General features: G+C 33.5%; 24 protein-coding genes. 19 read left to right on the forward strand and 5 right to left on the reverse strand.

The window, feature by feature from the left end; genetic code table 11:
- Nucleotides 1-189 precede the first annotated feature (189 nt).
- The 4 genes from BMY96_RS04605 to BMY96_RS04620 all read right to left on the reverse strand — a co-directional run bounded on the left by BMY96_RS04605 (nt 190) and on the right by BMY96_RS04620 (nt 3947).
- Nucleotides 190-633, reverse strand: a complete 444-nt coding sequence (locus BMY96_RS04605; RefSeq protein WP_092849650.1) for a lipocalin family protein — start codon at nt 631-633, stop codon at nt 190-192.
- A 230-nt stretch (nt 634-863) separates the two neighbouring features.
- Nucleotides 864-1997: an ATP-binding protein gene (locus BMY96_RS04610; RefSeq protein WP_092849652.1), complete on the reverse strand. Its 1134-nt coding sequence runs from the start codon at nt 1995-1997 to the stop codon at nt 864-866.
- A 70-nt stretch (nt 1998-2067) separates the two neighbouring features.
- Nucleotides 2068-3009 (reverse strand): cadherin repeat domain-containing protein, encoded by a 942-nt coding sequence (locus BMY96_RS04615; protein ID WP_092849654.1) that lies wholly within the window; start codon nt 3007-3009, stop codon nt 2068-2070.
- 173 nt (nt 3010-3182) lie between these two features.
- Nucleotides 3183-3947 carry an SDR family NAD(P)-dependent oxidoreductase gene (locus BMY96_RS04620; protein ID WP_092849657.1) on the reverse strand — a complete coding sequence of 255 codons (765 nt, stop codon included), beginning with the start codon at nt 3945-3947 and terminating at the stop codon, nt 3183-3185.
- 251 nt (nt 3948-4198) lie between these two features.
- Between BMY96_RS04620 and BMY96_RS04625 the strand changes: the two genes are divergently transcribed.
- The 14 genes from BMY96_RS04625 to BMY96_RS04690 all read left to right on the forward strand — a co-directional run bounded on the left by BMY96_RS04625 (nt 4199) and on the right by BMY96_RS04690 (nt 19794).
- Complete coding sequence (locus BMY96_RS04625; protein ID WP_092849888.1) at nt 4199-5200, forward strand: AAA family ATPase; 1002 nt, start codon at nt 4199-4201, stop codon at nt 5198-5200.
- 113 nt (nt 5201-5313) lie between these two features.
- Nucleotides 5314-6180: a DUF58 domain-containing protein gene (locus BMY96_RS04630; RefSeq protein WP_092849660.1), complete on the forward strand. Its 867-nt coding sequence runs from the start codon at nt 5314-5316 to the stop codon at nt 6178-6180.
- A gap of 15 nt (nt 6181-6195) precedes the next feature.
- The gene (locus tag BMY96_RS04635) at nt 6196-7854 is read left to right on the forward strand and encodes a BatD family protein (RefSeq protein ID WP_245750540.1); all 1659 of its coding nucleotides are present in this window, start codon (nt 6196-6198) and stop codon (nt 7852-7854) included.
- Entirely contained in the window at nt 7854-8858 is a 1005-nt protein-coding gene (locus BMY96_RS04640; protein ID WP_092849664.1) for a vWA domain-containing protein, read from the forward strand. The genes BMY96_RS04635 and BMY96_RS04640 overlap by 1 nt, the downstream gene beginning before the upstream one ends.
- Before the next feature lie 118 nt (nt 8859-8976).
- Nucleotides 8977-10014, forward strand: a complete 1038-nt coding sequence (locus BMY96_RS04645) for a vWA domain-containing protein (RefSeq protein WP_092849666.1) — start codon at nt 8977-8979, stop codon at nt 10012-10014.
- A 98-nt stretch (nt 10015-10112) separates the two neighbouring features.
- The gene (locus tag BMY96_RS04650; RefSeq protein ID WP_092849669.1) at nt 10113-10979 is read left to right on the forward strand and encodes a tetratricopeptide repeat protein; all 867 of its coding nucleotides are present in this window, start codon (nt 10113-10115) and stop codon (nt 10977-10979) included.
- A 115-nt stretch (nt 10980-11094) separates the two neighbouring features.
- Entirely contained in the window at nt 11095-12867 is a 1773-nt protein-coding gene (locus BMY96_RS04655) for a BatD family protein (protein WP_092849671.1), read from the forward strand.
- 1 nt (nt 12868) lies between these two features.
- Entirely contained in the window at nt 12869-13627 is a 759-nt protein-coding gene (locus BMY96_RS04660; RefSeq protein WP_092849673.1) for an SH3 domain-containing protein, read from the forward strand.
- A 118-nt stretch (nt 13628-13745) separates the two neighbouring features.
- Nucleotides 13746-13991, forward strand: coding sequence for a hypothetical protein (locus BMY96_RS04665; protein WP_245750541.1), 246 nt, complete (start codon nt 13746-13748; stop codon nt 13989-13991).
- A gap of 88 nt (nt 13992-14079) precedes the next feature.
- On the forward strand, nt 14080-15672 hold the full coding sequence (locus BMY96_RS04670; RefSeq protein ID WP_092849678.1) for a SulP family inorganic anion transporter: 1593 nt from the start codon (nt 14080-14082) through the stop codon (nt 15670-15672).
- Between the two features lie 5 nt (nt 15673-15677).
- Nucleotides 15678-16487: a universal stress protein gene (locus tag BMY96_RS04675; protein ID WP_092849680.1), complete on the forward strand. Its 810-nt coding sequence runs from the start codon at nt 15678-15680 to the stop codon at nt 16485-16487.
- Between the two features lie 31 nt (nt 16488-16518).
- Complete coding sequence (locus BMY96_RS04680) at nt 16519-17145, forward strand: carbonic anhydrase family protein (RefSeq protein ID WP_092849683.1); 627 nt, start codon at nt 16519-16521, stop codon at nt 17143-17145.
- A gap of 9 nt (nt 17146-17154) precedes the next feature.
- Nucleotides 17155-17838, forward strand: coding sequence for a DUF2490 domain-containing protein (locus BMY96_RS04685; RefSeq protein ID WP_092849685.1), 684 nt, complete (start codon nt 17155-17157; stop codon nt 17836-17838).
- 93 nt (nt 17839-17931) lie between these two features.
- The gene (locus BMY96_RS04690) at nt 17932-19794 is read left to right on the forward strand and encodes a SulP family inorganic anion transporter (RefSeq protein ID WP_092849687.1); all 1863 of its coding nucleotides are present in this window, start codon (nt 17932-17934) and stop codon (nt 19792-19794) included.
- A gap of 95 nt (nt 19795-19889) precedes the next feature.
- Here BMY96_RS04690 and BMY96_RS04695 read toward each other — a convergent pair whose 3' ends face one another.
- On the reverse strand, nt 19890-20414 hold the full coding sequence (locus tag BMY96_RS04695) for a CvpA family protein (RefSeq protein WP_092849690.1): 525 nt from the start codon (nt 20412-20414) through the stop codon (nt 19890-19892).
- Between the two features lie 173 nt (nt 20415-20587).
- On the opposite strand from BMY96_RS04695, the gene BMY96_RS04700 reads away from it, so the two are divergent.
- From BMY96_RS04700 to BMY96_RS04720, 5 genes are all read left to right on the forward strand, one after another.
- A complete protein-coding gene (locus BMY96_RS04700; RefSeq protein ID WP_092849693.1) occupies nt 20588-20944 on the forward strand; it encodes a hypothetical protein in 357 nt (118 codons plus the stop codon).
- 176 nt (nt 20945-21120) lie between these two features.
- Complete coding sequence (gene pheS, locus BMY96_RS04705) at nt 21121-22140, forward strand: phenylalanine--tRNA ligase subunit alpha (RefSeq protein ID WP_092849697.1); 1020 nt, start codon at nt 21121-21123, stop codon at nt 22138-22140.
- A 205-nt stretch (nt 22141-22345) separates the two neighbouring features.
- On the forward strand, nt 22346-23653 hold the full coding sequence (gene nhaA / locus BMY96_RS04710; RefSeq protein ID WP_092849699.1) for a Na+/H+ antiporter NhaA: 1308 nt from the start codon (nt 22346-22348) through the stop codon (nt 23651-23653).
- Nucleotides 23654-23813: 160 nt separating this feature from the next.
- Entirely contained in the window at nt 23814-24317 is a 504-nt protein-coding gene (locus tag BMY96_RS04715; RefSeq protein ID WP_092849891.1) for a GbsR/MarR family transcriptional regulator, read from the forward strand.
- A 12-nt stretch (nt 24318-24329) separates the two neighbouring features.
- Nucleotides 24330-25460 (forward strand): efflux RND transporter periplasmic adaptor subunit, encoded by a 1131-nt coding sequence (locus tag BMY96_RS04720; protein ID WP_092849702.1) that lies wholly within the window; start codon nt 24330-24332, stop codon nt 25458-25460.
- The last annotated feature ends 5 nt before the right edge of the window (nt 25461-25465 follow it).

The raw sequence follows: 25465 nt of genomic DNA on the forward strand, positions 1-25465 counted from the left end.
AAAAACCCTGAACCAATCTTAACGATTTGGGGCGCAAGGTTTAATTAAATGATTAATAGCATTGCAAATATAAATAAATATAGTCTTACAATGTTATAATAATGTTAAAAATACAGAATAACCCCAAATTTTATTAGGCGATAAAATTTAGGGCTTTCGAGACTAACTAATTATAAAAATAACACTAATTTATTTGCTTAATCTAGTCCTAAATTCAGGATACTTTTTATTATAAAGTTCTAAAGTAGTATCATCAATAGTGGTAATAATTAGTGTTGATGTGTCGTCTTCAGATTCTATTATAACTTGTGTGCCATCAGCGCTTAAAATGTAGGTGTATGTTTCGATAACTCCCGATTCGCAGACATCGTCGGAATTAAGAAAATAGTTCTGAGACAGTAATGTGCCATCGCTTAAAAAATTAAGATATATGTTTCTAGTACAATCGTTTGCTTCTTCATAGGTTTCAGGGTTGGTAGTTGTATCCCAAACTCCTGCTGCAAACCATTTATTTTCTAATAGTTCTGTTACAGTGGGTTCATCTTCTTTGTTATCATCACTGGAGCAAGCGCAAAATGATGTCATTAAAAGTAATACGACTAGTAATTTGTAGTTTTTAAATACTGTTTTCATGTTTTAAATTTGTAAGTTATGTTAATAATTGCATGCAAATTATACCTTAACTAATTGACTTTACATCACATATGTAACAAAGTATATCACATATGTAACATGTTTGTTTTATCTAGATAATCAAAGGGTTATCAAGGTTATTGTATGTATTAGATATACAATAGACCATGGTTTTAAGAAATAAGTAAGCCTACGTGTTTAGGTTTTTAGGCTTCACTTAAGGCAGAAAATTAGCTGTACTTAACTTTTCTTAAAATTCTTAAAGACTCTTTGTAGAGGTTGTAATATTCCTTGTTGTAAGCCTTTATGTAAGGTTTGGCTTCGTGTAGTTTGTCTATAGCCTCATGAAATAAGTTGAGGTAACAAATTAGGTAAGTTGATGGTAGATTTCTTAAATCTAAGTCTTCGCTCGTAGTTAGTGGTTGACCTTTTTTTAGTTTTTCTAAAATGGCATTATTTGTATTGTAAACATGGTGTAAATCTTTTTTATTAAACTGCGGAGGCGCAAAAAGTAAATGGGTGTCAATAGAGTAATTGGCATTATCTTCAAACTTAATAATTGTCTCTTCCAAAGGATAATATTTAGCTAAATTTTGAAGGCCCAGATTTACGTATTCAATAATTTTAAAGCTATCATCGTTAATCGATATGGCAACTTCGTCTAAAGCCGAAAAAAACAAACGCACCTGTTCGTTAATTAATTCTATATCCACTCTAGAGTAAAATGTATTTTCTTTAACTTTCTTTTTATGTCCTGCCCAACATACAACAAAATACTCTTTAAATACTTTGTATTGTGCATTATAGTCTTTACGGCTATTCATAAAATGGAAAACACCATTTAGAGTGTGCTCTATATTGTTTTGCGCATGGTTTTCTATAGCTTCAACTATTTTAGAATTTACATCCTTAATTTCAATATCAAAAACCTTAGGCATACTTATACTGCCATCTCTAAAAAAGACAGAGCCGCCATAGTATTTCCAAATGTTTTTTCTAAGAGATGTTATTTTACCTGTAGGTCTAATAGTTACTAAGCCAACTACTTTATCGTCTGGTAAATGTGGAAACGGGATGTTTTCATATTGCACGATTGGCGGATGGCTCAAATAGGCATTAATGAGGTTTTGTATTTTGCTATCATCAAAAAAATCGACTCCAATAATAGTGTTATCTTCATCTTCAACTCCAATAACTATATACGAATTGTTTTTTGGATTACTATTGGAAAGGGCGCAGATATGCTTTAAAAACTTAGCCTTTCCTTCCTTATGGCTAATATCAACTTTTCGCTTTTTATCATAAAAGCTGTTCTCGTCGTTGTGGGCAAGTAAATGTTTTATGAGGAGGCGTTTGTTAATCATTTCGATATTGTCAAGTTTCTTTTACGCGAATACAATAGTCTCCTAATTAAATCCATATTTTAAGCAAATATTACCATTGCTTTTGAGTTGTGCTCAGGCCTTGATATAACACTACTTGATTTGCTGAGTTTGGAAAACTGTTTACATCACCCGGTCCTGTAACAACATTTCGCTCTGCGACATTCTTATAACTAATGTTTTTATTTGCATAAATGCCTAAATATCCTATGTCGGTAGTTGGTGTATTACTTCCTTTTAAAACATAACAATTAGTACCTACCTCGTTAGCGGGTAATAAGCCACCAATATCTACGAACCCATCGGAGGCACTTGTGCTTGATTGCTTTACTTTGTTTGTTGTACTTACGGCATGGTTGTTCATTTTAAATGCAAAAACATAACTACTAGCCGGCATTGTTATGCCATTGTTATTTGCGCCAGAAAAGGATGTAGGTGCATTTAGGTTAGAGCTTTCGTAAGCTATATAATCATCATCGGAAGTTGCTACTTTAGTAACATTATTTAATTTATTAGCTAGTGCATTATATTCTGCTTCTTCAATAATAACCCATGTGCCATCAGCAGCAGCTAAATAATTTGCTTGAGAGGCTGTTAAAAAAGACTTGATATCATCTAGATTGTTAATGTTAATTGTGGCCGTAGCACTTGCTGTATCAATGGCATCAACAATAGAAATTGAGGCGCTTATTATTGGGTTAGTTTCATAATCAAAGGCCTCAGGGTCTGCTACCGACAACTCACCTGTACTAGGGTTAATTTTTAATGCTCCAGAAGGTGTTTGAGAGCTTATACTAAAACTCAAGGTGTTTGTGCTTGAGGCTTGGATAGTGGCAATAATCGCATCTACTGCAGGGTTTTCATCAAAATTAGTAACTAGGTTATTAACGATTATTTTATTGCTGGCACTAGAGTCGTCGTCGCTGCCGCAGGAACATATAAATAATAAAATTGTTAAAATAAAAAAGCTTGAGGGTTTTAGACTGGTTTTCATAATTAAGAATTTATTGATCACTATATTTAGTATAATTAATTGTGTTTAAAGATGAGTGTTTTGTTTATAATTTGTAAAAAGTGTTTTTTAAATTAGTGGTATTGCATAGGTAAAAGTGTTGTAAATTTATGACAAATAGTGTAATTAAGTAGTGTTCTGTGTTTTTTAAAATTTTAATTATTTTGTTTACCAATTTTTTTCACCATAGAAGAATTAGCCTGAGCCGTTGGAAATACCAATAAATCTGCAATATTAACATGTGGTGGCCTAGAAACGGCAAAATAAATAATTTCTGCTATGTCTTTAGCTTGTAGGGCTTTAAAGCCTTTGTACACGTTATCGGCCACAGCATCGCCTTTAAAGCGTACTTTAGAAAATTCGGTTTCTACCAAACCAGGGTTAATGGCTCCAACTTTAATGCCATACGGGTTTAAATCCATACGCATGCCCTCTGTAATAGCTAAAACGGCATGTTTACTAGCGCAATACACATTGCCTTTTGGGTACACCTCTTTACCGGCCGACGATCCAATATTTATTATTTGACCAGATTTACGCTCCGTCATTTGTGGTATTATGGCTTTACTAACATATAGCAAACCTTTAACATTAATGTCCATCATGGCATCCCAATCGTCTGTACTTCCGTTGTGTATTGGGTCTAAACCATGAGCGTTACCTGCATTATTTATTAAAATATCAATAGTTTTAAAATCTTCTGGAAGGTTTGCAATGGCTTTAAACGTCGCGTCCTTATCGCGAACATCAAAATTTAAAACATGAACATCGGTTAATCGTGCTAATGCTTTCTCAATGGTTTTTAAGCGTTGTAACCGTCTGCCACAAAGTACCAAGTTAATCCCTTGTTTTGCAAACTCATAGGCGGTAGCTTCTCCAATTCCACTTGTAGCCCCAGTAATTAGTGCTGTTTTTTTCATATTATGTTTTATTTGTCTACACCCTAAAAATACTTAAAAGCTATTTTAAAATAGAAGCTTTTTAAAAGATATAAGTTAGGATGCTTTAACTATTTAAGATAAACTTATAATAATTATTTGTTAAATGGTATAAACATTGGGTTTCCTTAATTTTTTTAACCATTTTTTAACATGGTATCAGCAAAAATTTTAACACTTTGCAAACCGAAAATAACTACTGTATTTTTGGATTTATAATAAAACAAAAAATGATGGAAGAAACCAGTACAATTGATATTAAGTCAATTAACGAGAAAATTGAAAAAGAAAGTGCTTTTGTTGATTTACTGATGCTAGAAATGAATAAAGTCATCGTAGGTCAAAAACACATGGTAGAGCGTTTGTTAATTGGTTTGTTGGGACAAGGGCATATTTTGCTTGAAGGTGTTCCGGGTTTAGCAAAAACTTTAGCAATTAACACTTTGGCACAGGCTGTAGATGGTAGCTTTAGTAGAATACAGTTTACTCCAGATTTATTACCTGCAGATGTTACAGGAACATTAATCTACAATATGAAGGTTAATGATTTTTCAATTAAAAAAGGGCCAATATTTGCAAATTTCGTATTAGCAGATGAGATTAATAGAGCGCCCGCAAAAGTGCAATCGGCGCTTTTAGAAGCCATGCAAGAAAAGCAGGTAACTATTGGCGATGAAACCTTTAAGTTAGATAAACCTTTTTTAGTAATGGCAACTATGAATCCGGTTGAGCAGGAAGGAACTTATCCTCTACCAGAAGCACAGGTGGATCGATTTATGCTAAAAACAGTTATTGATTACCCAAAAATTGACGAGGAGCAGTTAATTATGCGTGCCAATTTAAAAGGAGCTTGGGATAAAGTAAACCCTGTGGTGTCTATAGCACAGATTCTTAGAGCACAAGATGCTGTTAGAGATGTTTACATGGATGAAAAAATAGAAAAATACATACTAGATATTATTTTTGCTACGCGTTATCCAGAAAAATTTAGACTTCCAGATTTAAAACCATTAATATCTTTTGGAGCATCACCTCGTGGTAGTATAAACTTAGCAACAGCGGCAAAATGTTATGCATTTATTAAGCGCCGTGGGTATGTAATTCCTGAAGATGTTCGTGCTGTAGTTTATGATGTATTAAGACACAGAATTGGAATTACTTACGAAGCTGAAGCAGAAAATATTACTTCAATAGATATTATAAACAAAATAGTAAACGAAATAGAGGTACCATAAATGAGTTTCCAGTATTCAGTTTCAGTGAGCAGTTGCTTACTTAACTGAATACTAAAAAACTTAACGGTTTATTGATAACTGATTACTGCGACTGAAAACTGTTTACTGAATAGATGGATACTAAAGAATTACTAAAAAAAGTACGAAAAATTGAGATTAAGACACGGCGTTTGTCTGATCATATTTTTGGAGGAGAATACCATTCTACCTTTAAAGGTCGTGGTATGACTTTTAGTGAGGTGCGTCAGTATCAATTTGGCGATGATGTTAGAAATATAGACTGGAATGTTACCGCACGTTATAACGAGCCTTACGTAAAAGTTTTTGAAGAAGAACGCGAACTTACCATGATGCTTATGGTAGATGTTTCGGGGTCTGAGATGTTTGGTACCAACCAGCAATTTAAAAACGAAGTGGTTACTGAAATTGCTGCAACTTTAGCCTTTTCGGCAACACAGAATAACGATAAAATAGGGCTTATTTTATTTTCAGATAAAGTAGAGCTATATATTCCGCCTAAAAAAGGACGATCGCATGTACTACGTATTATTCGCGAGCTTATAGAGTTTAAGCCAGAAAGTAAACTTACAAATTTTGCCGAGGCCTTAAAGTTTTTGCAAAACGTCATGAAAAAGAAAGCCATTGTATTTGTGCTTTCCGATTTTATTGCAGACGATTACCATCAAACCATGAAAATAGTTTCTGGAAAACACGATGTTACAGGTATTCGGGTTTACGATAAGCGAGAAGAAGAAATTCCAAATCTAGGTATAGTACAAATGCAAGATGAGGAAACTGGCGAACTCATGCTAGTTAACACAGCTTCAAAAAAAGTGCGAATTAATTACGGGAAGTTCTACAGCCAAAAAGTAGCATATTATAAAGATAGTTTTACAAAATCTGGTGCCGGCGCTATAGATTGTCGCGTAGACGAAAGTTATGTAAAAAAGCTTTTAGGCTATTTTAAAAGAAGAGGATAAAAAGATTTACAATTTATGAATAACGATTTACGATATATGAATAGAAAACACACCGTCATCGGACTTCCGTCTGCGGTCTTTTTTTCTATATTCTTTATTCTATTTTCTCTTGTTTCATCAGGTCAAGTCTCATCAACGATCGACTCTACTTCAATAAAAATTGGAGAGCAAATTACATATTACGTTCAAGTTGAAGCAGACTCTACCGATTTAGTGGTTTTTCCGGAAGGGCAAACTTTTTCGCCTTTAGAGATGATTGAATCCTATGATATTGATACGCTAAAAAAAAGCGATAAATATAACCTAATTAAAAAATACGGATTAACCCAATTCGATTCTGGATCGTACACCATTCCAAGGCAAAAAATAATTATTGGCGATAAAACCTTTTTCACCGATTCGTTAAGGGTTGAGGTTAATAATGTTGTGGTAGATACCACGCAAGGTTTATACGATATTAAACCCATTATTGCTGTAGAGAAAAGCGGGAGCGATTGGTGGAAGTATCTATTGCTAACCTTACTAATCATAGGTGCAATAGCGTTTTTACTATATTGGTTTATTTGGCGAAAAAAGCCGTTAACCGAAGATGAAAAAATAGCCTTATTACCACCTTATGATAGAGCAAAATTAGCCATTCGTAAGTTGGATGAAAGTACGTATTTAGAAAACAAAAATTTAAAGGATTACTACTCAGAGTTAACTTTTATTATTAGAAAATATCTAGACGAAAAAGTATACGATAAAGCTTTAGAGAGTACCACCGACGAGCTAATTACAAGATTAAAAATACTAAAACAAGGCAATCAAGTCGATTTAAGTCAGGACGATATTAAGAATTTAGAAGACATCTTAAAACGTGCCGATTTAGTAAAATTTGCAAAATCTGCTCCAGATATCGAGTTGGCAAAAATTGATAGAGATACCATAGATGTAGAAATTGATCATGTAAAAGAAGCCTTACCAGAACCTACCGAGGAAGAAAAGCTGTTAGACGAAAAATATAGAGAAGAGCAAGAACGCAAAAAGAAACGTAAAAAGATATGGCTAACCGTAGGTATTAGTGTGTTTTTATTGCTTGCAACTTTAACAGGTTTGTCTGTAAAATACGGATTCGATTTAGTAAAAGACACTATAATTGGTCATGATAGTAAAGAGCTTTTAGAGGGCGATTGGGTACGTAGTGCCTATGGTTTTCCGCCAATTACCATTTCTACACCTAAAGTTTTAAAACGTAGCACGCCACAGTTGCCAGAAGAAATGGCACAACAAATAGAATTAACGCAATTTAGCTATGGAAGCTTAATTGATAATTTTCAAATACAAGTAGCCACAACAAACATTAAAAATTTAGGCGAGAATAAAATTAATTTGGAGCAGGCAATGGAAGGCACATTAAAAGTGTTTGAAAACGCTGGAGCACAAAATATAATTACTAAAAACGAAAAGTTTGTAACACCAAATGGTGCCGAAGGATTAAAGGTTTATGGCACCATGGATTCTCCGGTTCTTGGAACCGATAAACTTGAAAAAGGTAAATATGTTATTTTAGGATTTACCGCAGAAAGCGTGGTGCAACAGGTTATGCTTTTTTATAAAGAACAAGATGTTTATGCCCAACAAATGGTAGATCGTATATTAAATTCAGTCGAACTTAAACCTGCAGAAGAATAATGTTAGAAGGTATTGAATTTGTAAATAAAGAATTTTTCTGGTTGCTGTTAGTCATTCCATTGGTTGTACTATGGTACATTTTAAAAAATAAAAAACAAACAGCCGAACTTAAAATATCAAGTTTAAAAGGTTTTAAAGTAACCAGTTCTTGGTTGCCAAAACTTAGGCATTTGTTGTTTGGCTTACGTTTATTGGCATTAACTCTTTTAATAATGGCATTGGCTAGACCACAATCGGTAGATGTGTCTACAAAAACGAAAACCACCCGAGGTATAGATATTGTTATGGCTATTGATGTTTCTGCAAGTATGCTGGCTAAAGATTTATCGCCAAATAGATTAGAAGCCTTAAAAAAAGTAGCCTCAGAGTTTATTATGGGCAGACCAAACGATAGGATAGGTCTAGTAGAATACGCCGGCGAGAGTTACACCAAAACACCAATTACAAGCGATAAGTCTATTGTATTGCGTTCGCTAAAAGGCATTAAATACAATAATATTATTGAAGGCGGAACTGCCATAGGCATGGGTTTAGCAACCTCTGTAAATAGATTAAAGGATAGTAAAGCATCAAGTAAAGTTATTATTTTATTAACCGATGGTGTAAACAACTCTGGGTTTATAGATCCTAAAATTGCAAGTGAGTTGGCTGTCGAGTATGGTATTAAAACGTACACCATAGGTTTAGGAACCAACGGAATGGCCTTATCGCCAGTAGCTATTTTACCAAATGGTAATTTTCAATATGGTAGAATTCAAGTTGAAATTGATGAGGAGTTGCTAAAAGAAATTGCCAAGGTTACAGGAGGTAAATATTTTAGAGCCACCAATAATAAAAAGCTAGAAGAGATTTACGAAGAGATAAATAAGTTAGAGAAAACAGAAATCGAAGAGTTTAAATATTATAATTACGAAGAAAAATTTAGACCATTAGTCATTCTTGCAGGCTTGTTACTGCTAATGGAATTACTATTGCGTTACACCGTTTTTAGAAGTTTTATTTAGATGTTTTTTTATTTTCGCAAAGGCGGAAATCATAAAAAAAGAACCCTAAGAATAAAAATATTAGTGAATTCGTGGAAACAGATTTAAACAAATCCGCGACAAACAACTAAACAATAAAATGTTTCAATTAGAAGAAAAAATATGGTTTTGGACATTAGGAGTTATTCCAGTAATAATCCTGCTTTTTTTGGTGCTTCAATTTTGGAGGTATAGAACCCAAAAAAAGTTTGCTGATGCCGCATTGCTTAAGCGATTAAGTCCTAATAGGTCTGTTTTTAAATCCGTTTTAAAGGTCATTGTATTAAGTTTAGCATTTTTATGTTTAACAATTGCTTTGGTAAATCCTAAAATTGGTACAAAACTAGAAACGGTTAAGCGCGAAGGTGTCGATATTGTGTTTGCAGTCGATGTTTCTAAAAGTATGTTGGCAGAAGATATTGCTCCAAACCGACTAGAAAAATCCAAACAATTAGTTACTCAAATTATAAATAATTTAGCAAGCGACCGTGTGGGTATTATTGCCTATGCCGGAAAAGCGTTTCCGCAACTGCCAATTACAACAGATTATGCATCGGCTAAAATGTTTTTACAAAGCATGAATACCGATATGCTATCATCGCAAGGTACCGCCATAAACGAAGCTATTAAATTGGCTAAAACCTATTTTGATAACGAGGAGCAAACCAATCGTGTACTTATAATACTTTCCGATGGCGAGGATCATAGCGAACAAGCAGCCGTGGTTGCAGAAGAAGCTAGCGAGGAAGGTATTAGAATTTTCACCATTGGTGTTGGCGATGTAAAAGGAGGACCAATTCCAGAAAAAAGAAACGGTGTTGTATTAAGTTATAAAAAAGATAGCCAAGGCGAAACCGTAATTACCAAGCTAAATGAAGAAACACTAAAAAATATAGCATCAGAGGCTAACGGTGTTTACATTAACGGTAAAAATACAAACAATGTAGTTGAAAATATTCGTGAGATATTAAATACCATGGATAAAACGGAGTTTGAAGCTAAAGAATTTGCAGATTTTAAAGATCAGTTTCAATGGTTTTTAGGTTTCGGAATTTTCTTTTTATTATTAGATGTTTTACTATTAGAAAGAAAAACAGGTTGGTTAAAGAAGTTAAATCTATTTAATGAAAATTTTTAATGTCCGCGAAAGCGTAAACCTTATTACTAAGGGTAATAAATATTTATAATTTTTTTAACGCCAAAAACACATAAGATTCTATAAATTAGAAATAAAAAATGAAGCATATAATTCTTATTATAATAACATTAACCTCGATTTTTTCTTTTTCGCAAGAAGAAAACGAAGCGTTATTGTTAGCTGCAAAAAAGGCAAATAATTATGTTTATGAAGGTAATGAGCTAATTGGCAATGAAGATTTTGTTTCGGCAGAAATGGCTTACCGCAAAGCCATTTCAGAACAACCTACAGGAGCTACAGGAGCATATAATTTAGGTACATCGTATTACAAAAGTGGTAATTTTAACGAAGCCTTATATCGATTGGAACAAGCTGTAAAAACAGCAAGTACAAAGTCTGAAAAACATAAAGCATTTCATAACATTGGAAACATTTTAATGCAAAATGAAAAATGTAAGGAAGCGGTTGAAGCTTATAAAAATGCATTAAGAAACAATCCTACCGATAATGAAACGAGATACAATTTAGGTGTAGCAAAAGTTTGTGCAGAACAGCAACAACAGCAAGACGACCAAAATAAGGAGGATAAAGATAACAAAGACGAAAAGCAAGACGATAATAAAGAGAACCAAGGCCAAAAGGAAAACCAGGATAATAAAGATAAAGAAGGCGAAGATAAAGAGGATAAAAAGGATAAAAAGGACGAGGGCGACGACGATAAAAAAGAAGGTGAAGACGAGAAAGATGAGGATGGTAAACCTAAAGATGAAAAAGAAGATAAGGGCAATGAAGGAGACAAGGAGAAGGAAGACAATAAAAAGCCACAACAGCAACCAGGACAATTATCGCCTCAGCAAATTAAAAGTTTGTTAGAAGCCATGAATAATCAAGAACAAAAAGTTCAAGAAAAAATGAATGCCGAAAAACAAAAAGGTGTTAAAATTAAAACCGATAAAGATTGGTAAGTTTGAGCTATAAGTTTCGTGCAAGATTTTAAAAACCTTGTAGGGATTAAAAAGAATAAATAAAAATCATTTTGTCGTGCAAAAGGCATAGCCTAAGCATCTCAATTTAATACAAATGAAAATTATAAAACATTTATACATATTACTCATATTGGTTTCAACTTTGGCATCGGCACAAGTAAAGTTTGATGCAAAGCCTAGTAAAACCAAATTAGGGATTAACGAGCGCCTGCGTATTGATTTTGAAATGAATCAAGATGGCGATAACTTTAATCCGCCAGATTTTAATGGATTTACCGTTGTAGGTGGCCCAAACCAATCGGTAAGTAATTCGTGGATTAATGGTAAACGCTCCTTTAAAAAAACATACTCTTATTTTTTAGCACCTAAAAAGCGCGGACGTTTTACAATTTCTCAAGCTACTATAACTATTGATGGTGAAACCTTTAAAACAACACCTTTAAAAATAGAGGTTACAGCTGCAGTAGATATTCCTAAGGATCCTAACGATCCTAATTATTTAGCGTCAGAAAACATACATTTAGTTGCCGAAATATCTAAAACAAACCCATACCTTAACGAGGCTATTACAGTTGTGTATAAGCTTTATGTGTCGCCTAAAATAGCGGTAGATAATTGGAATGAAATCGATTCGCCTAGGTATAACGATTTTTGGAGCCAAAATATAAATACGCAAGGTCAAAAAGTACAAAACGGAACCTACAAGGGTGAAGATTATCGTTATTTGGTGTTAAGAAAAACGGTTTTATATCCTCAAAAAACAGGCAAGTTAAATTTAGAGCCTTTAACCTTAGATCTGTCTATGCGTGTGCCGTCTAACAGACGCGATATTTTTGGTAGTTTTTTAATGACGCGTGTTAACCGAACCGTATCTGCAGGTAACCAAACCATAAATGTAAAAGCCTTACCTCAAGAAGGTAAACCAGCAGATTTTACAGGTGCTGTTGGCGATTTTAAACTTAATGTATCTTCTTCTAAAACAGAATTAGATGCCACAGAGTCCTTATTGTTAAACGTAAAAGTATCTGGAAACGGGAATTTAAAGCTATTTAAACTTCCTAAAATATCGTTACCAAGCTCGTTAGAAGTTTACGAGCCAGAGCATAAAGAGGATGTTACTACTAACTTATCTGGTATGCAAGGTAGTATTTTAGATAGTTATACGGTAGTGCCTCAGTTTAAAGGTAAATACCCAATACCGAGTATTTCATTTTCGTATTTCGACTTAAAATCTAAAAGCTACAAAAGGCTCACATCCAACGAAATTGTTATTAATGTGCTAAACGGTCCGTCAAACAACGCAATAGCATCTAATGCTAATCAGGCGGCCAATAGTAATAAGCAGGCTGTAGTTTTAAATAACGATCAGTTTGCATTTATAAAAACAAAAACTAACTTTTCGGCAGTACAGCCAGAATACTTTTTTAAGTCTAGCACGTTTTGGGGCTTACTGCTTTTACCATTTTTAGCAATTCCTTTGGCTATTTTTATTCGTAAAAAGAAGGCAACACGAGATGCCGATGTATCTGGTAATAAAATTAGAAAAGCCAATAAGCTTGCACGTAAATATTTAAGCAATGCCAAAAAGGCTTTAGGTAAAAAAGAGGCCTTTTATATCGCTCTAGAGAAAGCGTTACATAATTATTTAAAGGCGAAGTTACAAATTGAAACTAACGAGCTTAGTAAGGATAAAATTAAGAGTTTATTAGCCGAAAAAGGCGTAGAAAGAAGCGTTATTAAAGATTTTGAAGGAATTTTAGAAAGTTGTGAGTTAGCGCGATATACGCCAATAGATATTGTGACTATGCAAGAGGATTACGATAAGGCAGCAAAAACTATTTCATTAATCGATAAACAAGCACGTTAATATGAAAAAGATTTTATACATACTATCGTTTTTGGTGAGTTTTTGGGTTTTTGCACAAAACCAAACGCTATTTGAAAAGGCAAATAATTTGTACAACCAAGGGAAATACGCCGAAGCTATAGATAACTATAGTTTGATTTTAGAAAGCAAAAAGCATTCGGCAGAGTTGTACTTTAATTTAGCAAATGCCCATTATAAACTCAATAATATTGCGCCAAGTATTTTTTATTACGAAAAAGCATTACAATTGAAACCTAATGACGCAGAGATAAAAAACAATATAGCTTTTGCTCGAAATATGACTATCGATGCCATTGATGTGGTTCCAGATGCAGGGTTTTCCAAACTATTAAATAGTACAACCAAAAAACTGTCTTTTGATGGGTGGGCAAAGGCGTCAGTAGTTTTAGTATTTTGTTTTGTAGTACTGTTTTTAGTGTATTATTTTGCATATTCAACGCTAAATAAACGCTTATCATTTATTGGCAGTATTGCAGCTTTACTATTTGTGTTTATAACATTGGCTTTTGCTTTTCATAGATTTAATTTAGATAATAAAGATAATCCGGCTATTATTTTTGCTCAGGAAACTAAAGTAAAAAACGATCCAAATGCACGAGGTGAAGAAGCTTTTAGACTGCATGAAGGAACTAAAGTTCAGGTTGTTGAAACTTATAATGGTTGGAATAAAATTGAACTTTCTGATGGTAAAACAGGCTGGGTAAAAGCCGAAGATTTAAAGCTAATAAGGATGTTGTAGATTTGTTTTAATTAAAATTTAACTATACTAATGGGTTTATGTGTTATCTTTACTCTTTATTTTTTTGATGAAAAAACAAATTACAGCAATATTCTTTTTAGTTTTATTTATGGGTCTCATGTCAGCCCCATCTGTTATTGCTGTGTTAGATGATTCTGTTGATACATCTATTTTTTATTCTATAGCTGAAGAAGAAGAAAGTGGCAAAACCAAAAACATGCTGTCTCCCTTTTCTTTAGAAAATCATGATTTTTTAGATGGTTTCGATTATACAGATCTTCAAAAATTCGGTTATTATTTTAAAAATTACCCGAAACCACATCTTAATTTAATCTCACCACCACCCGACTTTATCATTATATAATTCCGGTTTTTAGCCTGTATTTATAGGCTTTATAATTAAGTTTAATCGCTTTTGGTTTAAAATATAACCAGAAGGAAAATTATTTTATATGTTTAAAAATATTAAAAATGACTTACCAGCAAGTATAGTTGTGTTTTTTGTCGCTTTACCTTTATGTTTAGGTATTGCATTAGCTAGTGGAGCACCTTTATTTTCCGGTGTTATTGCTGGAATTATTGGTGGTATAGTTGTAGGAGCATTAAGTGGCTCTAAAATTGGAGTTAGTGGTCCTGCGGCAGGTTTAGCAGCTATTGTATTAACTGCAATTGGAAACTTAGGTGGTTACGAAAACTTTTTAGTTGCTGTAGTGTTAGCGGGTATTATTCAAATTATTTTTGGAGTTTTAAAAGCCGGGGTTATCGGTTATTATTTCCCGTCTTCTGTTATAAAAGGTATGTTAACTGGTATAGGTATTATTATTATCTTAAAACAAATTCCTCACTTTTTTGGCTATGATGCCGAAGCAGAAGGTGCCGATAGTTTTGTTGAAAGTTCTGGAGAAAATACCTTTTCAGCTTTAGCTAACATATCAGACCATATTATTTTAGGATCTTTAATTATTGGAGTTGTGGCTCTAGCCATTATTTTATTTTGGGATAAAGTACTTTCTAAAAAAGCTAAAATATTTCAAATTATTCAAGGGCCAATTGTAGCCGTAGTATTGGGTATAATTTTTTATGCAGCTACTCAGGATAGTGGTAGCTTATCAATAGCTTCTTCTCACCTCGTTAGTGTGCCAATTCCAGACGATGTTTCATCTTTTATAGGCCAGTTTAGTTTTCCTAATTTTGGAGCCATTACAAATCCAGATATATGGATTGTAGCCTTTACAATGGCATTAGTAGCCAGTTTAGAAACACTTTTATGTGTCGAAGCAACAGATAAATTAGATCCGCATAAAAACGTAACACCAACCAACAGAGAGTTATTAGCTCAAGGTACAGGAAACATTGTTTCAGGTTTAATTGGTGGTCTTCCAATTACGCAAGTAATTGTTAGGAGTTCTGCAAATATTCAATCTGGAGGGGTTTCAAAAATGTCTGCCATTCTTCATGGTTTTTTCCTTTTAATTTCGGTTGTAGTTATTCCTAAACTTTTAAACATGATTCCGTTATCGGTACTTGCAGCTATATTATTAGTTGTAGGTTACAAGTTGGCTAAACCTAGTTTATTCAAAAAAATGTTCGACTTAGGTTGGAAACAATTTGTGCCTTTCGTGGTAACGGTTTTAGGTATTGTTTTTATCGATTTACTTTGGGGTATTGGTTTAGGTCTTGCGGTTGGTATTGTTGTAATTCTTTTAAAGAGTTACCAAAACTCTCACTTCTTACATATCGAAGACAAAAGCAACGGTAAACACAGAATTAAAATGACTTTAGCCGAAGAGGTTACCTTTTTTAATAAAGGTGCTATCCTTAAAGAATTGGATAGTTTACCTAAAGATACCATGTTAGAGTTAGACTTAATTAATACGAGGTTTTTGGATAATGATATTATCGAAATCTTAGAAGATTTTCTTTTAAAAGCTGAAGAAAGAAATATAGATATTAAATTAGTTTCTAAACGTGGTATTGTTCAAAACCCTGAAAGTTTTATAGAGTTTTTTAATGAAAGACCAAAATCGAGTTTAAGTTTAAGTTAATAGATATGAAAGCAAGTAAATATAAAATATTGGTTCTTTCAGATTTAAAAAAGCACACTGCTAGTACCATAAAAAGTGCTGTAGGTTTAGCAAAAATGGTAGATGCAGAAATTGATGTGTTTCATGTTAAGAAACCAACTGATGTTGTTGCTAGCGATAGTCAATTGTCTGCCATCAGAACAATAAATCAAGCATTAAACCAATCGAAAAATAAAATTGAAAAGCTCATTAATCCGTTTATAGAGGATTATAACGTAAATATTACTTTTAATTATGGTATAGGTAATATTAAATCGGAAATTGAAACTTATATTGAAAACACTAAGCCCGATTGCATTGTATTGGGTAAGCGTAACACTAAAATTATAAATTTAACTGGCGATCATTTAACAGATTTTATTTTAAAATCCTATAGCGGCCCGGTGTTAATAGTATCCAAACAAAATGGAATAACACCAGAAACCGATTTACATCTTGGTTTGCTTAATGGGCAATCGCAAGTTTTTAATCAAGATTTTAATAGTAGCTTGTTTCAAAACACAAGTGCTCCCTTAAAGTCCTTTAATATTGTTAATAGCAAAAGTACGACTAGTACATTAGGTAATACGCTTAATGAAAACACTGTCGATTTTGTTTTTGAAAAAAACGATAACACGATTAAAAAAATAGATCAGTATTTAGAGCAAAATAAGGTTAACTTGTTATTGATTAATCGTCCGGATAATAAAGGAACAAAAATCAATAATAACTCCGAAATTAAACAAATAATTAATAATGTAAACGTGTCGTTGTTTATAACTAGTAATACACCATAACAAGCCGTTTAGATTAAATAAAAAATATATTATGAAAGCACATACAAAAGAAACGCAGTCTACAATGACGCCAGCAAAAGCTATTCAATTCTTAAAAGAAGGGAACCAAAGATTTCAAAGTAACTTAAAAGCAAACAGAAACCTTTTAGAGCAAGTTAACGATACTAGCGAAGGGCAATTCCCTTTTGCAACTATTTTAAGTTGTATTGATTCTAGAGTTTCTGCCGAATTAGTATTCGATCAAGGTTTAGGCGATATATTTAGCGTTCGTATTGCAGGAAACTTTGTAAACGAAGATATTTTAGGAAGCATGGAATTTGCATGTAAATTAGCAGGAACAAAAGTAATTGTAGTTTTAGGTCATACTAGTTGTGGTGCGGTAAAAGGTGCTTGCGACGATGCTAAACTAGGAAATTTAACAGCTATGTTAAGCAAAATTAAACCTGCAGTTTCGGCTGTTGCAGAACCTGCCGATACGAGTTTAAGAAACTCTAAAAATTTAGATTTTGTAGATAACGTTTCTAAAAAGAATGTAGAGTTAACCATTGATAGAATACATGCCGAAAGCCCAGTGTTATCTGAAATGGAAAAAAACGGAGAGATAAAAATTGTTGGTGCTATGTACGATATTAATACAGGAGCAGTAAGTTTTTATTAAAACTCTTTTATGATAATAAAAAGTATTAAAAAGAATATAGCTTTGGTAGTATTAACAGTCATGTTTGTACTACCAAATTTTGTTATTGCTCAAGATAGCGATTTTGGAAATTGGCTTATTTATATTGGTAATAAAAAGCTCGATTCTAAATGGAACATTCATAACGAGGTACAATACCGAAATTATAATGCTGTTGGCGATTTAGAGCAATTGCTTTTGCGTACAGGATTAGGCTATACTTTTAACGAAGGTAAAAATAATTTTTTATTGGGTTATGGGTATATACTATCAGAAAACTATATTAATAATACCGATGAAAAAATCTCTGTAAATGAGCATCGAATTTTTCAGCAATTTACATCCAAACAAAGTGTAGGACGGGTAAAATTAAATCATCGCTACCGTTTCGAGCAGCGTTTTGTTGAAGCCGACTTTAAAATGAGGTTCAGGTATTTTTTAGGGTTAAGCATTCCGTTAACCATTCAGGAAGAAAACCTTACTAAATTATATTTTTCGGCTTATAACGAGATATTTTTAAATACAAAATCGTCCGTTTTCGATAGGAACAGGGTTTATGGAGGCCTTGGCTACCATCTCAATAAAAATATACGAATCGAGGCTGGTTATATGAACCAGTTCTTTGAAACTTCGGGTAGGGATCAATTTAATATTATAACCTTTGTCAATTTTTAAAAGGATAATTTTAAAAAAAATCAATACTTTAAGTATTGATTTTTTTTTTGAATAAAGAAGAGTTAACTTAGTTACTAAAACAATAAACTAAACATGAAAAATATATTTTCAAACATTAAAGGGGATGCCTTTGGCGGAATTACCGCAGGTATTGTTGCATTACCTTTAGCACTAGCTTTTGGAGTTTCTTCAGGTTTAGGTCCTACGGCAGGACTATACGGAGCCATTTTTATAAGTTTCTTTGCTGCACTTTTTGGTGGCACTAGTACTCAAATTTCTGGGCCTACTGCACCAATGACAGCAGTTAGTATGGTAGTTATTGCAGGTATTATAGCCTCTAACGATGGCGATGTAAACAAAGCACTGCCCGTTATATTAACCGTATTTTTAATTGCCGGCTTAATGCAAATTGGTTTAGGGGTTTTAGGTTTAGGAAAATACATTAGGTACATTCCGTATCCAGTAGTTTCCGGGTTTATGACCGCTATTGGCGTAATTATCCTATTAACTCAAATTTTGCCTTCGTTGGGGTATTACCCAAAAGAAGATATGGAATTTGTTAATACCTTTAAGGCGCAAGCCCAAGAGGTTATTTTAGAAAATATTTTAAAAGAAGAAGCTGGCGAAGGTGTTTTAGTTCTTGAAAACTTTAAAGAAACTATTAATCGTGCCGACCAAATTTCGCAAGCCGATATTTTAAAGGAGTCTCAAACCTTAGCAGCAAAAGAAGCTTCGGGAGCATTAGGTGCGGTAAAATCAATTCCTAAAGCGCTTCAAAATATTAATTGGCTAGAGTTAATTTTAGCCTTAGGAACCATATTTATTATTTATGGTTTTAAGCGCATTACCAAAGCGGTACCAAGTACTTTGGTGGCTTTAATTGTTATGTCTGGTATTGCCGTTGGTTTTGGTTTAAACTACAGACCCATCGAAGAAATCCCTAGCGGTTTGCCTCTTCCTAATTTAGAGATTTTTACAAATTTTAATTTGGCAAGTGTTAGTCCGTACATATTTACAGCCTTAACCTTAGCGCTTTTAGGTGCTATCGATTCGTTACTAACAAGTGTAGTTGCCGATAATATGACTAAAACCAAACACAAACCAAATAAAGAATTGGTGGGGCAAGGTATTGGTAACACCATTGCAGCGGTGTTTGGCGGTCTTCCAGGAGCAGGAGCAACTATTAGAACTGTTGTTAACATTACTTCGGGCGGAAAAACAAAGCTTTCAGGAATGATAGCCGGTATCATGTTATTAATAATCCTTTTAGGGCTAGGGCCAATAGCCTCCCAAATTCCAGCAGCGGTATTGGCAGGTATATTAATTACTGTAGGTATTGGCGTAATGGATTATAAAGGCTTAAAAGCTATTCCTGCTTTACCTAAAGATATTAAAATTGGGCCACTAAAAATGAGCTCAGAGGTATTAATAATGCTTGTAGTTTTATTCCTGTCTACATTCTGGAATTTAGTTTATGCAGTAGGAATAGGTTTAGTTATAGCGTCTTTAATGTTCATGAAAAAAATTGGAGATTTAACCGCAGAACGATCAGATGTTAAAGCCCTTAAAGAAGAAGCTTGGGATGATGAAATAGGATTTCCAGAAAATTTAAAAGAAGAAGTTTTTGTAAAACACTTAAAAGGCCCATTATTTTTTGGTTCAACAAGCGATTTTCAAGTATTAACCCAACAAATACCTAATACGGCAAAAACCGTTGTTTTAAGGCTAGGTCGTATGCAATACATGGATCAATCCGGACTATACGCTATGGAAGATATGCTCCAAGAGTTAAATAAAAATAAAGTACAAGTCTTATTTGTTGGTTTATTAGACCAACCAAAGTATATGATGGAGCGTATTGATATTATCCCAGATATGGTACCAAAAGAGCATATCTTCAGTAATTTTAAAAAATGTATGACATGGATTAAGGAAAACGTTAAAGACGAGGTTTAAATGTACTAAAATCAATTTAAAAAAGGATTTGTAACCTCTAAAATACAAAAACATAAGTATAGTAAAAAAAAGCCGCTTTTAAAAGCGGCTTTTTTTTATGCCTCTTGTTCTAAAGTGTCGTTTTCCTCTTGGTCGTCTTCCGGGGTTAAAATATTCGGAAAAATCATAGGTACTAAACTTTTTACCGGCTTGTAAAGTATTGTGCTATCAATGTTTTCTTCATCCACAAACGTTATGGTACTATTCATTTTGTCAAAAACATTCAAAATAACACTTAAAATTAAAGCTATTTTTAAGGCTCCAAAAATACCGCCAGCCAATTTATTTATTATGCCTAATGCGGCAAAATCGGCTAGTTTAGTAAGTGCTTTTCCTGCTAGCCCAATGGCCAAAACGATAACTATAAACGTTATGGCAAAGGCAACAATATTAATGGTTTTTTCTTCCCAAGCAGTTTTAGTTTGCAAAAACTCGGCAGCAAAGTTGCTAAAATGTATAGCGCCATAAACACCGGCAACTAAAGCAATTAAAGAGGCCACTTCAACAAAAAGGCCTTTCATAAAACCACGAACAAGACCAAATAAAATTAATGCACCTAAAACAATATCAATAACACCCATATTTAAAGTAATTTAAAACAAATATAAAATAATACTAACACTTAGGTTTACTAACTTTGCAGCTTTAAAATTAGTTAAGCTAATATTTTCTGGCATGTATGGCTAAGCAAAGAATTTTTAGGGCAACTAATCCCAAGTAATATCGGGAACTCATCTTAATTATAAAAAGTTTAATGGCTAGAGACGAACAATTAAAAGAACGCTGGGAAATGGTAGTACAAAAACTATCCAATCAATTTGCCGATGGCGACACGCTAGATCTAGATGCTATAATTTATTTAATAGGTGTGCAAGAACTAGGGCAATTAGATAGGGAGTTTAAAAAAGACCAAAAACTAGACCTCATGCATATTGCTATTTGCAAGTTGTTGGTGCCTTACGGCTATTACGAGCTCGATTTTGTCGATAACGACGGTTGGCCACATTATAAAGCGCTCGCAGAATTGCCAAATTTAAAAGCCGGCGAGCAAAGCATTTTAATGAAAGAGGCCATTGTAAACTACTTTATAGAAACAGAATATATCCATTAAAATGCCCATCACTTCAAGTGTCCCGAATTTATTTCTGGATGTATCAAGAAGTTGGGCGTTACCACAAGGGTCGGGCTTTCACTACTCGCTCTCTACGAGGAGCTCAAACAAACCGTTCAATCCCTAACGCAATTCACGTAAAAAATAGTAAATTTGCCATCATTTTGTAAAAGGTCATGATAGATAAGATAAAAGAACTCATAGCAGAAGCCGAAGCTTTTAAAGCCCAATCTAAAGAGGAAGTAGAAGCATTTCGTATTAAATATTTAGGTAAAAAAGGATTATTAAACGACTTTTTTGCAGAGTTTAAAAATGTAGCAAACGATCAAAAAAAAGAATTTGGTCAAACCATAAACAAGCTTAAAAGCACTGCCGAGGCTAAGGTTAATGCCCTTAAAGAAGAGCTGGAAAGTAAAGAAGAAGTAAAAGGCGTTTATGGGGATTTATCGCGCCCAGGCGAGCCTATTCAAATAGGCGCAAGACACCCTATTTCTGTTGTAAAAAATCAAATAATAGATATTTTTTCGCGCATTGGTTTTAATGTAAGCGAAGGTCCAGAAATAGAAGATGATTGGCATAACTTTACGGCACTAAACTTGCCAGAATACCATCCAGCACGCGATATGCAGGATACGTTTTTTATTCAAACCAATCCAGATATCTTATTACGTACACACACCAGTTCGGTACAAGTACGTTATATGGAAAATAATCAACCGCCTATTCGTACAATATCTCCAGGTAGAGTATACAGAAACGAGGCCATATCAGCACGTTCACATTGTTTTTTCCACCAATTAGAAGGGTTGTATATAGATAAAGATGTAAGTTTTGCCGATTTAAAACAAACCTTACAACACTTTACAACCGAGCTTTTTGGAAAAGCTAAAATTCGTTTACGTCCGTCTTACTTTCCATTTACCGAGCCAAGTGCAGAAGTAGATGTGTATTGGGGACTAGAAACAGAAACCGATTATAAAATTACTAAAGGTACAGGCTGGTTAGAAATTGGAGGCTGTGGCATGGTAGATCCTAACGTGTTAAAAAACTGTGGTATAGACCCAGAGGAATATTCTGGTTTTGCCTTTGGTGTTGGTATAGATCGTATAGCCATGTTACTACATCAAATTAGTGATATCCGTTTATTAAGCGAGAACGATGTGCGGTTCTTAGAGCAATTTAAAAGCGCACTTTAAATTTTTATAGAAATATACTTTAAAGTCAACTGTACATAACGGTTGGCTTTTTTTGTTCATTAATGTTTTTAAATAACCTGCAACACACGTTTTTTTTAAAGAAACTTCAATGTTAAAGATTCTTTAAAGTGCACTAAGAGTTCTTTAAATATATGGCTTAAGCTTATATTTGAAGTTAACCTCAATTAGAATAAAAAGTATTAAAATGATTAGAAGAGTCTTCTTAACACCATTCCAGAAATTTGTAAAAATAGAAAGTTTTAGTGGTATTTTATTAATGTTTGCTACAGTGCTAGCCTTGGTTTGGGCTAACTCTCCTTATGGAGATGTTTATAGAGCGCTTTGGCAATATGATTTAGGGGTAGTAACAGAAACTTTTGAGTTTAAGAAACCCTTAATTTTGTGGGTTAACGATGGGTTAATGGCTATATTTTTTCTTCTTATTGGGTTAGAGATAAAACGAGAGTTATTAATAGGTGAGCTTAATACACCAAAAAAAATAGCATTTCCCTTAGTTGGCGCCTTAGGTGGTATGTTGGTACCCGTAATTTTCTTTTTACTTATAAATCAAAATCCAGAAACCGCAAAAGGTTGGGGTATACCCATGGCAACAGATATTGCATTTTCTTTAGCTATTTTAAACGCCCTGGGTAGTAGAGTGCCTTTAAGCCTTAAAATATTTTTAACCGCATTTGCTATTGTAGATGATATAGGCGCTGTTTTGGTAATCGCTATTTTTTATAGCGGTAATATTAATATAACGTTGCTATTATTGGCGCTTTTTATGCTTGCTATTTTATACGTCCTATCTTATAAAGGAATTTATTCTAAGTTTATAATGTTTATTTTTGGAGTTGTAATTTGGTTTTTATTCTTAAAGTCGGGTATTCATCCAACTATTGCTGGTATTTTATTGGCATTTTCTGTTCCTATTAGACAAAAAATAGATACCTCTAAATTTTTAGTAGAATTAGAGAACGTATATAGTAATATTAAAAATGCTAGTATACTTAAAAAGCCTATTCTTTCGCATGAGCAAATACAACATATAGATAATTTAAACGATTGGTCAGCTAAGTTCCAATCGCCTTTACAACATTTAGAGCATAGTTTACATGGTTGGGTGGCATATTTTGTTATACCTATTTTTGCTCTTGCAAATGCAGGCGTGCTAATTTCCGGTTCCGGAAACTTAGATACTGCTTTAGTTATTAATATTGTTATATGTTTAGTTTTAGGAAAAGGTATAGGTATTACATCAATAGTATTACTAGTTCAAAAATTAAAATGGATAGAAGTACCAAGCGATATAAGTATTAAACAAATTATTGGAGTTTCTTTTTTAGCAGGTATTGGCTTTACTATGGCTATATTTATAGGTAGTTTGGCCTTTTCTACTACCCCAGAATTTATAGATTCTGCTAAAATAGGTATTCTAATAGGTTCGTTTATATCGGCAATAATTGGATATGTTATACTTCGTATGGGGGCCCAGACAAACGCGGTTACATAGTTTATTTCTTTATCGACTTAAAAAAAGCCTAAGAGCTTTTTTTATTTAACAACAATTTAACTTCGTTTAGTTCGGTTTGTTCCGAACCTGTTATATGTTTGCAGAGAATTTTACCGTCCATGAACAATATATTCAATACAACGGTATTAAAATAGTAAACATGAAAAAAGATAGCTGCCAAAAAAAAATGAGTCTTGTTGAAAAACTAGGCGTTCATTTAGAAGCAAGAGAAAAATTGGCGCCAGTAGCTGCACGTATTTTATCATATATAATTCTTACGGGAAAAAGAGGTGCCACTTTTGAAGATATGGTAAGTGTGCTTTGTGCCAGTAAAAGTACCATTTCTACACACTTAAACCATTTACAAGATTTAAATAAAATTGAATATTTCACAAAAACTGGCGATCGTAAAAAGTATTTCATCATCGATAAAAACACCATTATTCAGCATGTGGATAGGATGATAAGTCATTGGGATGAAGAGCGCGCTATTCATTTAGAAATTAAGGCATATAAAGAAACCCAAAACGAACTAAAAATTGAAAATAACGACGAGAAGTTCGATTTAAGTTTTCATAACGATTATGTAAAGTTTGTAGACGAAGCAACAGCATCAGTTAAAGAATTAAGAGAAAAATTAATAAGCAACAAGTTCCATATTTAAAGTTTTACCAAAATGAAAAATAACAAACTATATACCGCACTAGTACTAAGTCTATTCTTAGTTATTGTAAGTTGTGGCAATTCAGACCAAAACCAAGCGGCAGCGGCACCACCGCCTGCACCTTTTCCTGTGTCGCAATTAGAAACTAAAACCGTAACAGGTTATCAAGATTATCCAGCAACCATAGAAGGGATTGTAAACAGTGATGTAAGAGCAAAAACATCTGGTTATATCGAGAAAGTATTTGTAGACGAAGGACAAAAAGTACGTAAAGGGCAAGCTTTATTTAAGCTAGAAACACAGTCTTTAAGTCAAGATGCAGGAGCAGCCAAAGCGCGTGTTAATGTGGCACAAGTTGAGGTAGATAAGTTAATTCCTTTAGTAGAAAAAAATATAATTAGTCCAGTACAATTAGAAACTGCCAAAGCTAATTTAGCACAAGCCAAAGCAAATTATAGTAGTGTTACTGCTAATATTGGTTATGCCACTATTAAAAGTCCAATTGATGGTTATGTTGGTGCTATAAATTTTAGAGAAGGGGCGTTAATTAGTCCTAACGACGCCACGCCATTAACTACGGTAAGCGAAATAGACCAAGTATATGCCTTTTTTAGTTTTAACGAAGCACAATATATCGACCATTTACAACGCTCTGAAGGTCAAAATAAAGCAGAACGTATTAAAAATTCGCCAGACTTAAGTTTAGTTCTTGCAAATGGAAAAATGTATTCTGAAAAAGGACGCATTCAAACTAGTACAGGTCAAATAAATCAAAGTACAGGAACCATTCAAATTAGAGCCGCTTTTAATAACCCTAACGAAATTTTAACCAATGGAAACAGCGGTAAAATTAGAATTCCTACCGAGTATAAAGATGCTGTAGTAGTACCACAGTCTGCAACCTTCGAGCAACAAGGAAATATTATGATTTATAAGTTAGTTGCAGACAATAAAGTAGCCACATCTATCTTAAAAGTAAAAGGAACCGTAGATAACTTATATGTTGTAGAATCTGGGGTAAAGGCTAACGATAAAATTGTAGTTTCAGGAGTAGGTAAACTAAGAAATGGCATGGTAATCTCACCGCAAAACACCTCTTTTGAAGATGCTATTAAACCCGTTGCAACTTTATTTAGAAATTAAATAAC

The organism is Algibacter pectinivorans, assembly GCF_900112595.1.
GTDB lineage: Bacteria > Bacteroidota > Bacteroidia > Flavobacteriales > Flavobacteriaceae > Algibacter_B > Algibacter_B pectinivorans.

What these genes read in the sequence shown, in the direction of transcription:
- BMY96_RS04625 (WP_092849888.1), top strand. Translation starts at nt 4,199, where the DNA reads ATGGAAGAAACCAGTACAATTGATATTAAGTCAATTAACGAGAAAATT.
- BMY96_RS04670 (WP_092849678.1), top strand. Translation starts at nt 14,080, where the DNA reads ATGTTTAAAAATATTAAAAATGACTTACCAGCAAGTATAGTTGTGTTT.
- BMY96_RS04675 (WP_092849680.1), top strand. Translation starts at nt 15,678, where the DNA reads ATGAAAGCAAGTAAATATAAAATATTGGTTCTTTCAGATTTAAAAAAG.
- BMY96_RS04630 (WP_092849660.1), top strand. Translation starts at nt 5,314, where the DNA reads ATGGATACTAAAGAATTACTAAAAAAAGTACGAAAAATTGAGATTAAG.
- BMY96_RS04690 (WP_092849687.1), top strand. Translation starts at nt 17,932, where the DNA reads ATGAAAAATATATTTTCAAACATTAAAGGGGATGCCTTTGGCGGAATT.
- pheS (WP_092849697.1), top strand. Translation starts at nt 21,121, where the DNA reads ATGATAGATAAGATAAAAGAACTCATAGCAGAAGCCGAAGCTTTTAAA.
- BMY96_RS04695 (WP_092849690.1), bottom strand. Translation starts at nt 20,414, where the DNA reads ATGGGTGTTATTGATATTGTTTTAGGTGCATTAATTTTATTTGGTCTT.
- BMY96_RS04650 (WP_092849669.1), top strand. Translation starts at nt 10,113, where the DNA reads ATGAAGCATATAATTCTTATTATAATAACATTAACCTCGATTTTTTCT.
- BMY96_RS04610 (WP_092849652.1), bottom strand. Translation starts at nt 1,997, where the DNA reads ATGATTAACAAACGCCTCCTCATAAAACATTTACTTGCCCACAACGAC.
- nhaA (WP_092849699.1), top strand. Translation starts at nt 22,346, where the DNA reads ATGATTAGAAGAGTCTTCTTAACACCATTCCAGAAATTTGTAAAAATA.
- BMY96_RS04645 (WP_092849666.1), top strand. Translation starts at nt 8,977, where the DNA reads ATGTTTCAATTAGAAGAAAAAATATGGTTTTGGACATTAGGAGTTATT.
- BMY96_RS04640 (WP_092849664.1), top strand. Translation starts at nt 7,854, where the DNA reads ATGTTAGAAGGTATTGAATTTGTAAATAAAGAATTTTTCTGGTTGCTG.
- BMY96_RS04715 (WP_092849891.1), top strand. Translation starts at nt 23,814, where the DNA reads ATGAAAAAAGATAGCTGCCAAAAAAAAATGAGTCTTGTTGAAAAACTA.
- BMY96_RS04620 (WP_092849657.1), bottom strand. Translation starts at nt 3,947, where the DNA reads ATGAAAAAAACAGCACTAATTACTGGGGCTACAAGTGGAATTGGAGAA.
- BMY96_RS04685 (WP_092849685.1), top strand. Translation starts at nt 17,155, where the DNA reads ATGATAATAAAAAGTATTAAAAAGAATATAGCTTTGGTAGTATTAACA.
- BMY96_RS04720 (WP_092849702.1), top strand. Translation starts at nt 24,330, where the DNA reads ATGAAAAATAACAAACTATATACCGCACTAGTACTAAGTCTATTCTTA.
- BMY96_RS04660 (WP_092849673.1), top strand. Translation starts at nt 12,869, where the DNA reads ATGAAAAAGATTTTATACATACTATCGTTTTTGGTGAGTTTTTGGGTT.
- BMY96_RS04700 (WP_092849693.1), top strand. Translation starts at nt 20,588, where the DNA reads ATGGCTAGAGACGAACAATTAAAAGAACGCTGGGAAATGGTAGTACAA.
- BMY96_RS04665 (WP_245750541.1), top strand. Translation starts at nt 13,746, where the DNA reads ATGTCAGCCCCATCTGTTATTGCTGTGTTAGATGATTCTGTTGATACA.
- BMY96_RS04615 (WP_092849654.1), bottom strand. Translation starts at nt 3,009, where the DNA reads ATGAAAACCAGTCTAAAACCCTCAAGCTTTTTTATTTTAACAATTTTA.
- BMY96_RS04655 (WP_092849671.1), top strand. Translation starts at nt 11,095, where the DNA reads ATGAAAATTATAAAACATTTATACATATTACTCATATTGGTTTCAACT.
- BMY96_RS04635 (WP_245750540.1), top strand. Translation starts at nt 6,196, where the DNA reads ATGAATAACGATTTACGATATATGAATAGAAAACACACCGTCATCGGA.
- BMY96_RS04680 (WP_092849683.1), top strand. Translation starts at nt 16,519, where the DNA reads ATGAAAGCACATACAAAAGAAACGCAGTCTACAATGACGCCAGCAAAA.
- BMY96_RS04605 (WP_092849650.1), bottom strand. Translation starts at nt 633, where the DNA reads ATGAAAACAGTATTTAAAAACTACAAATTACTAGTCGTATTACTTTTA.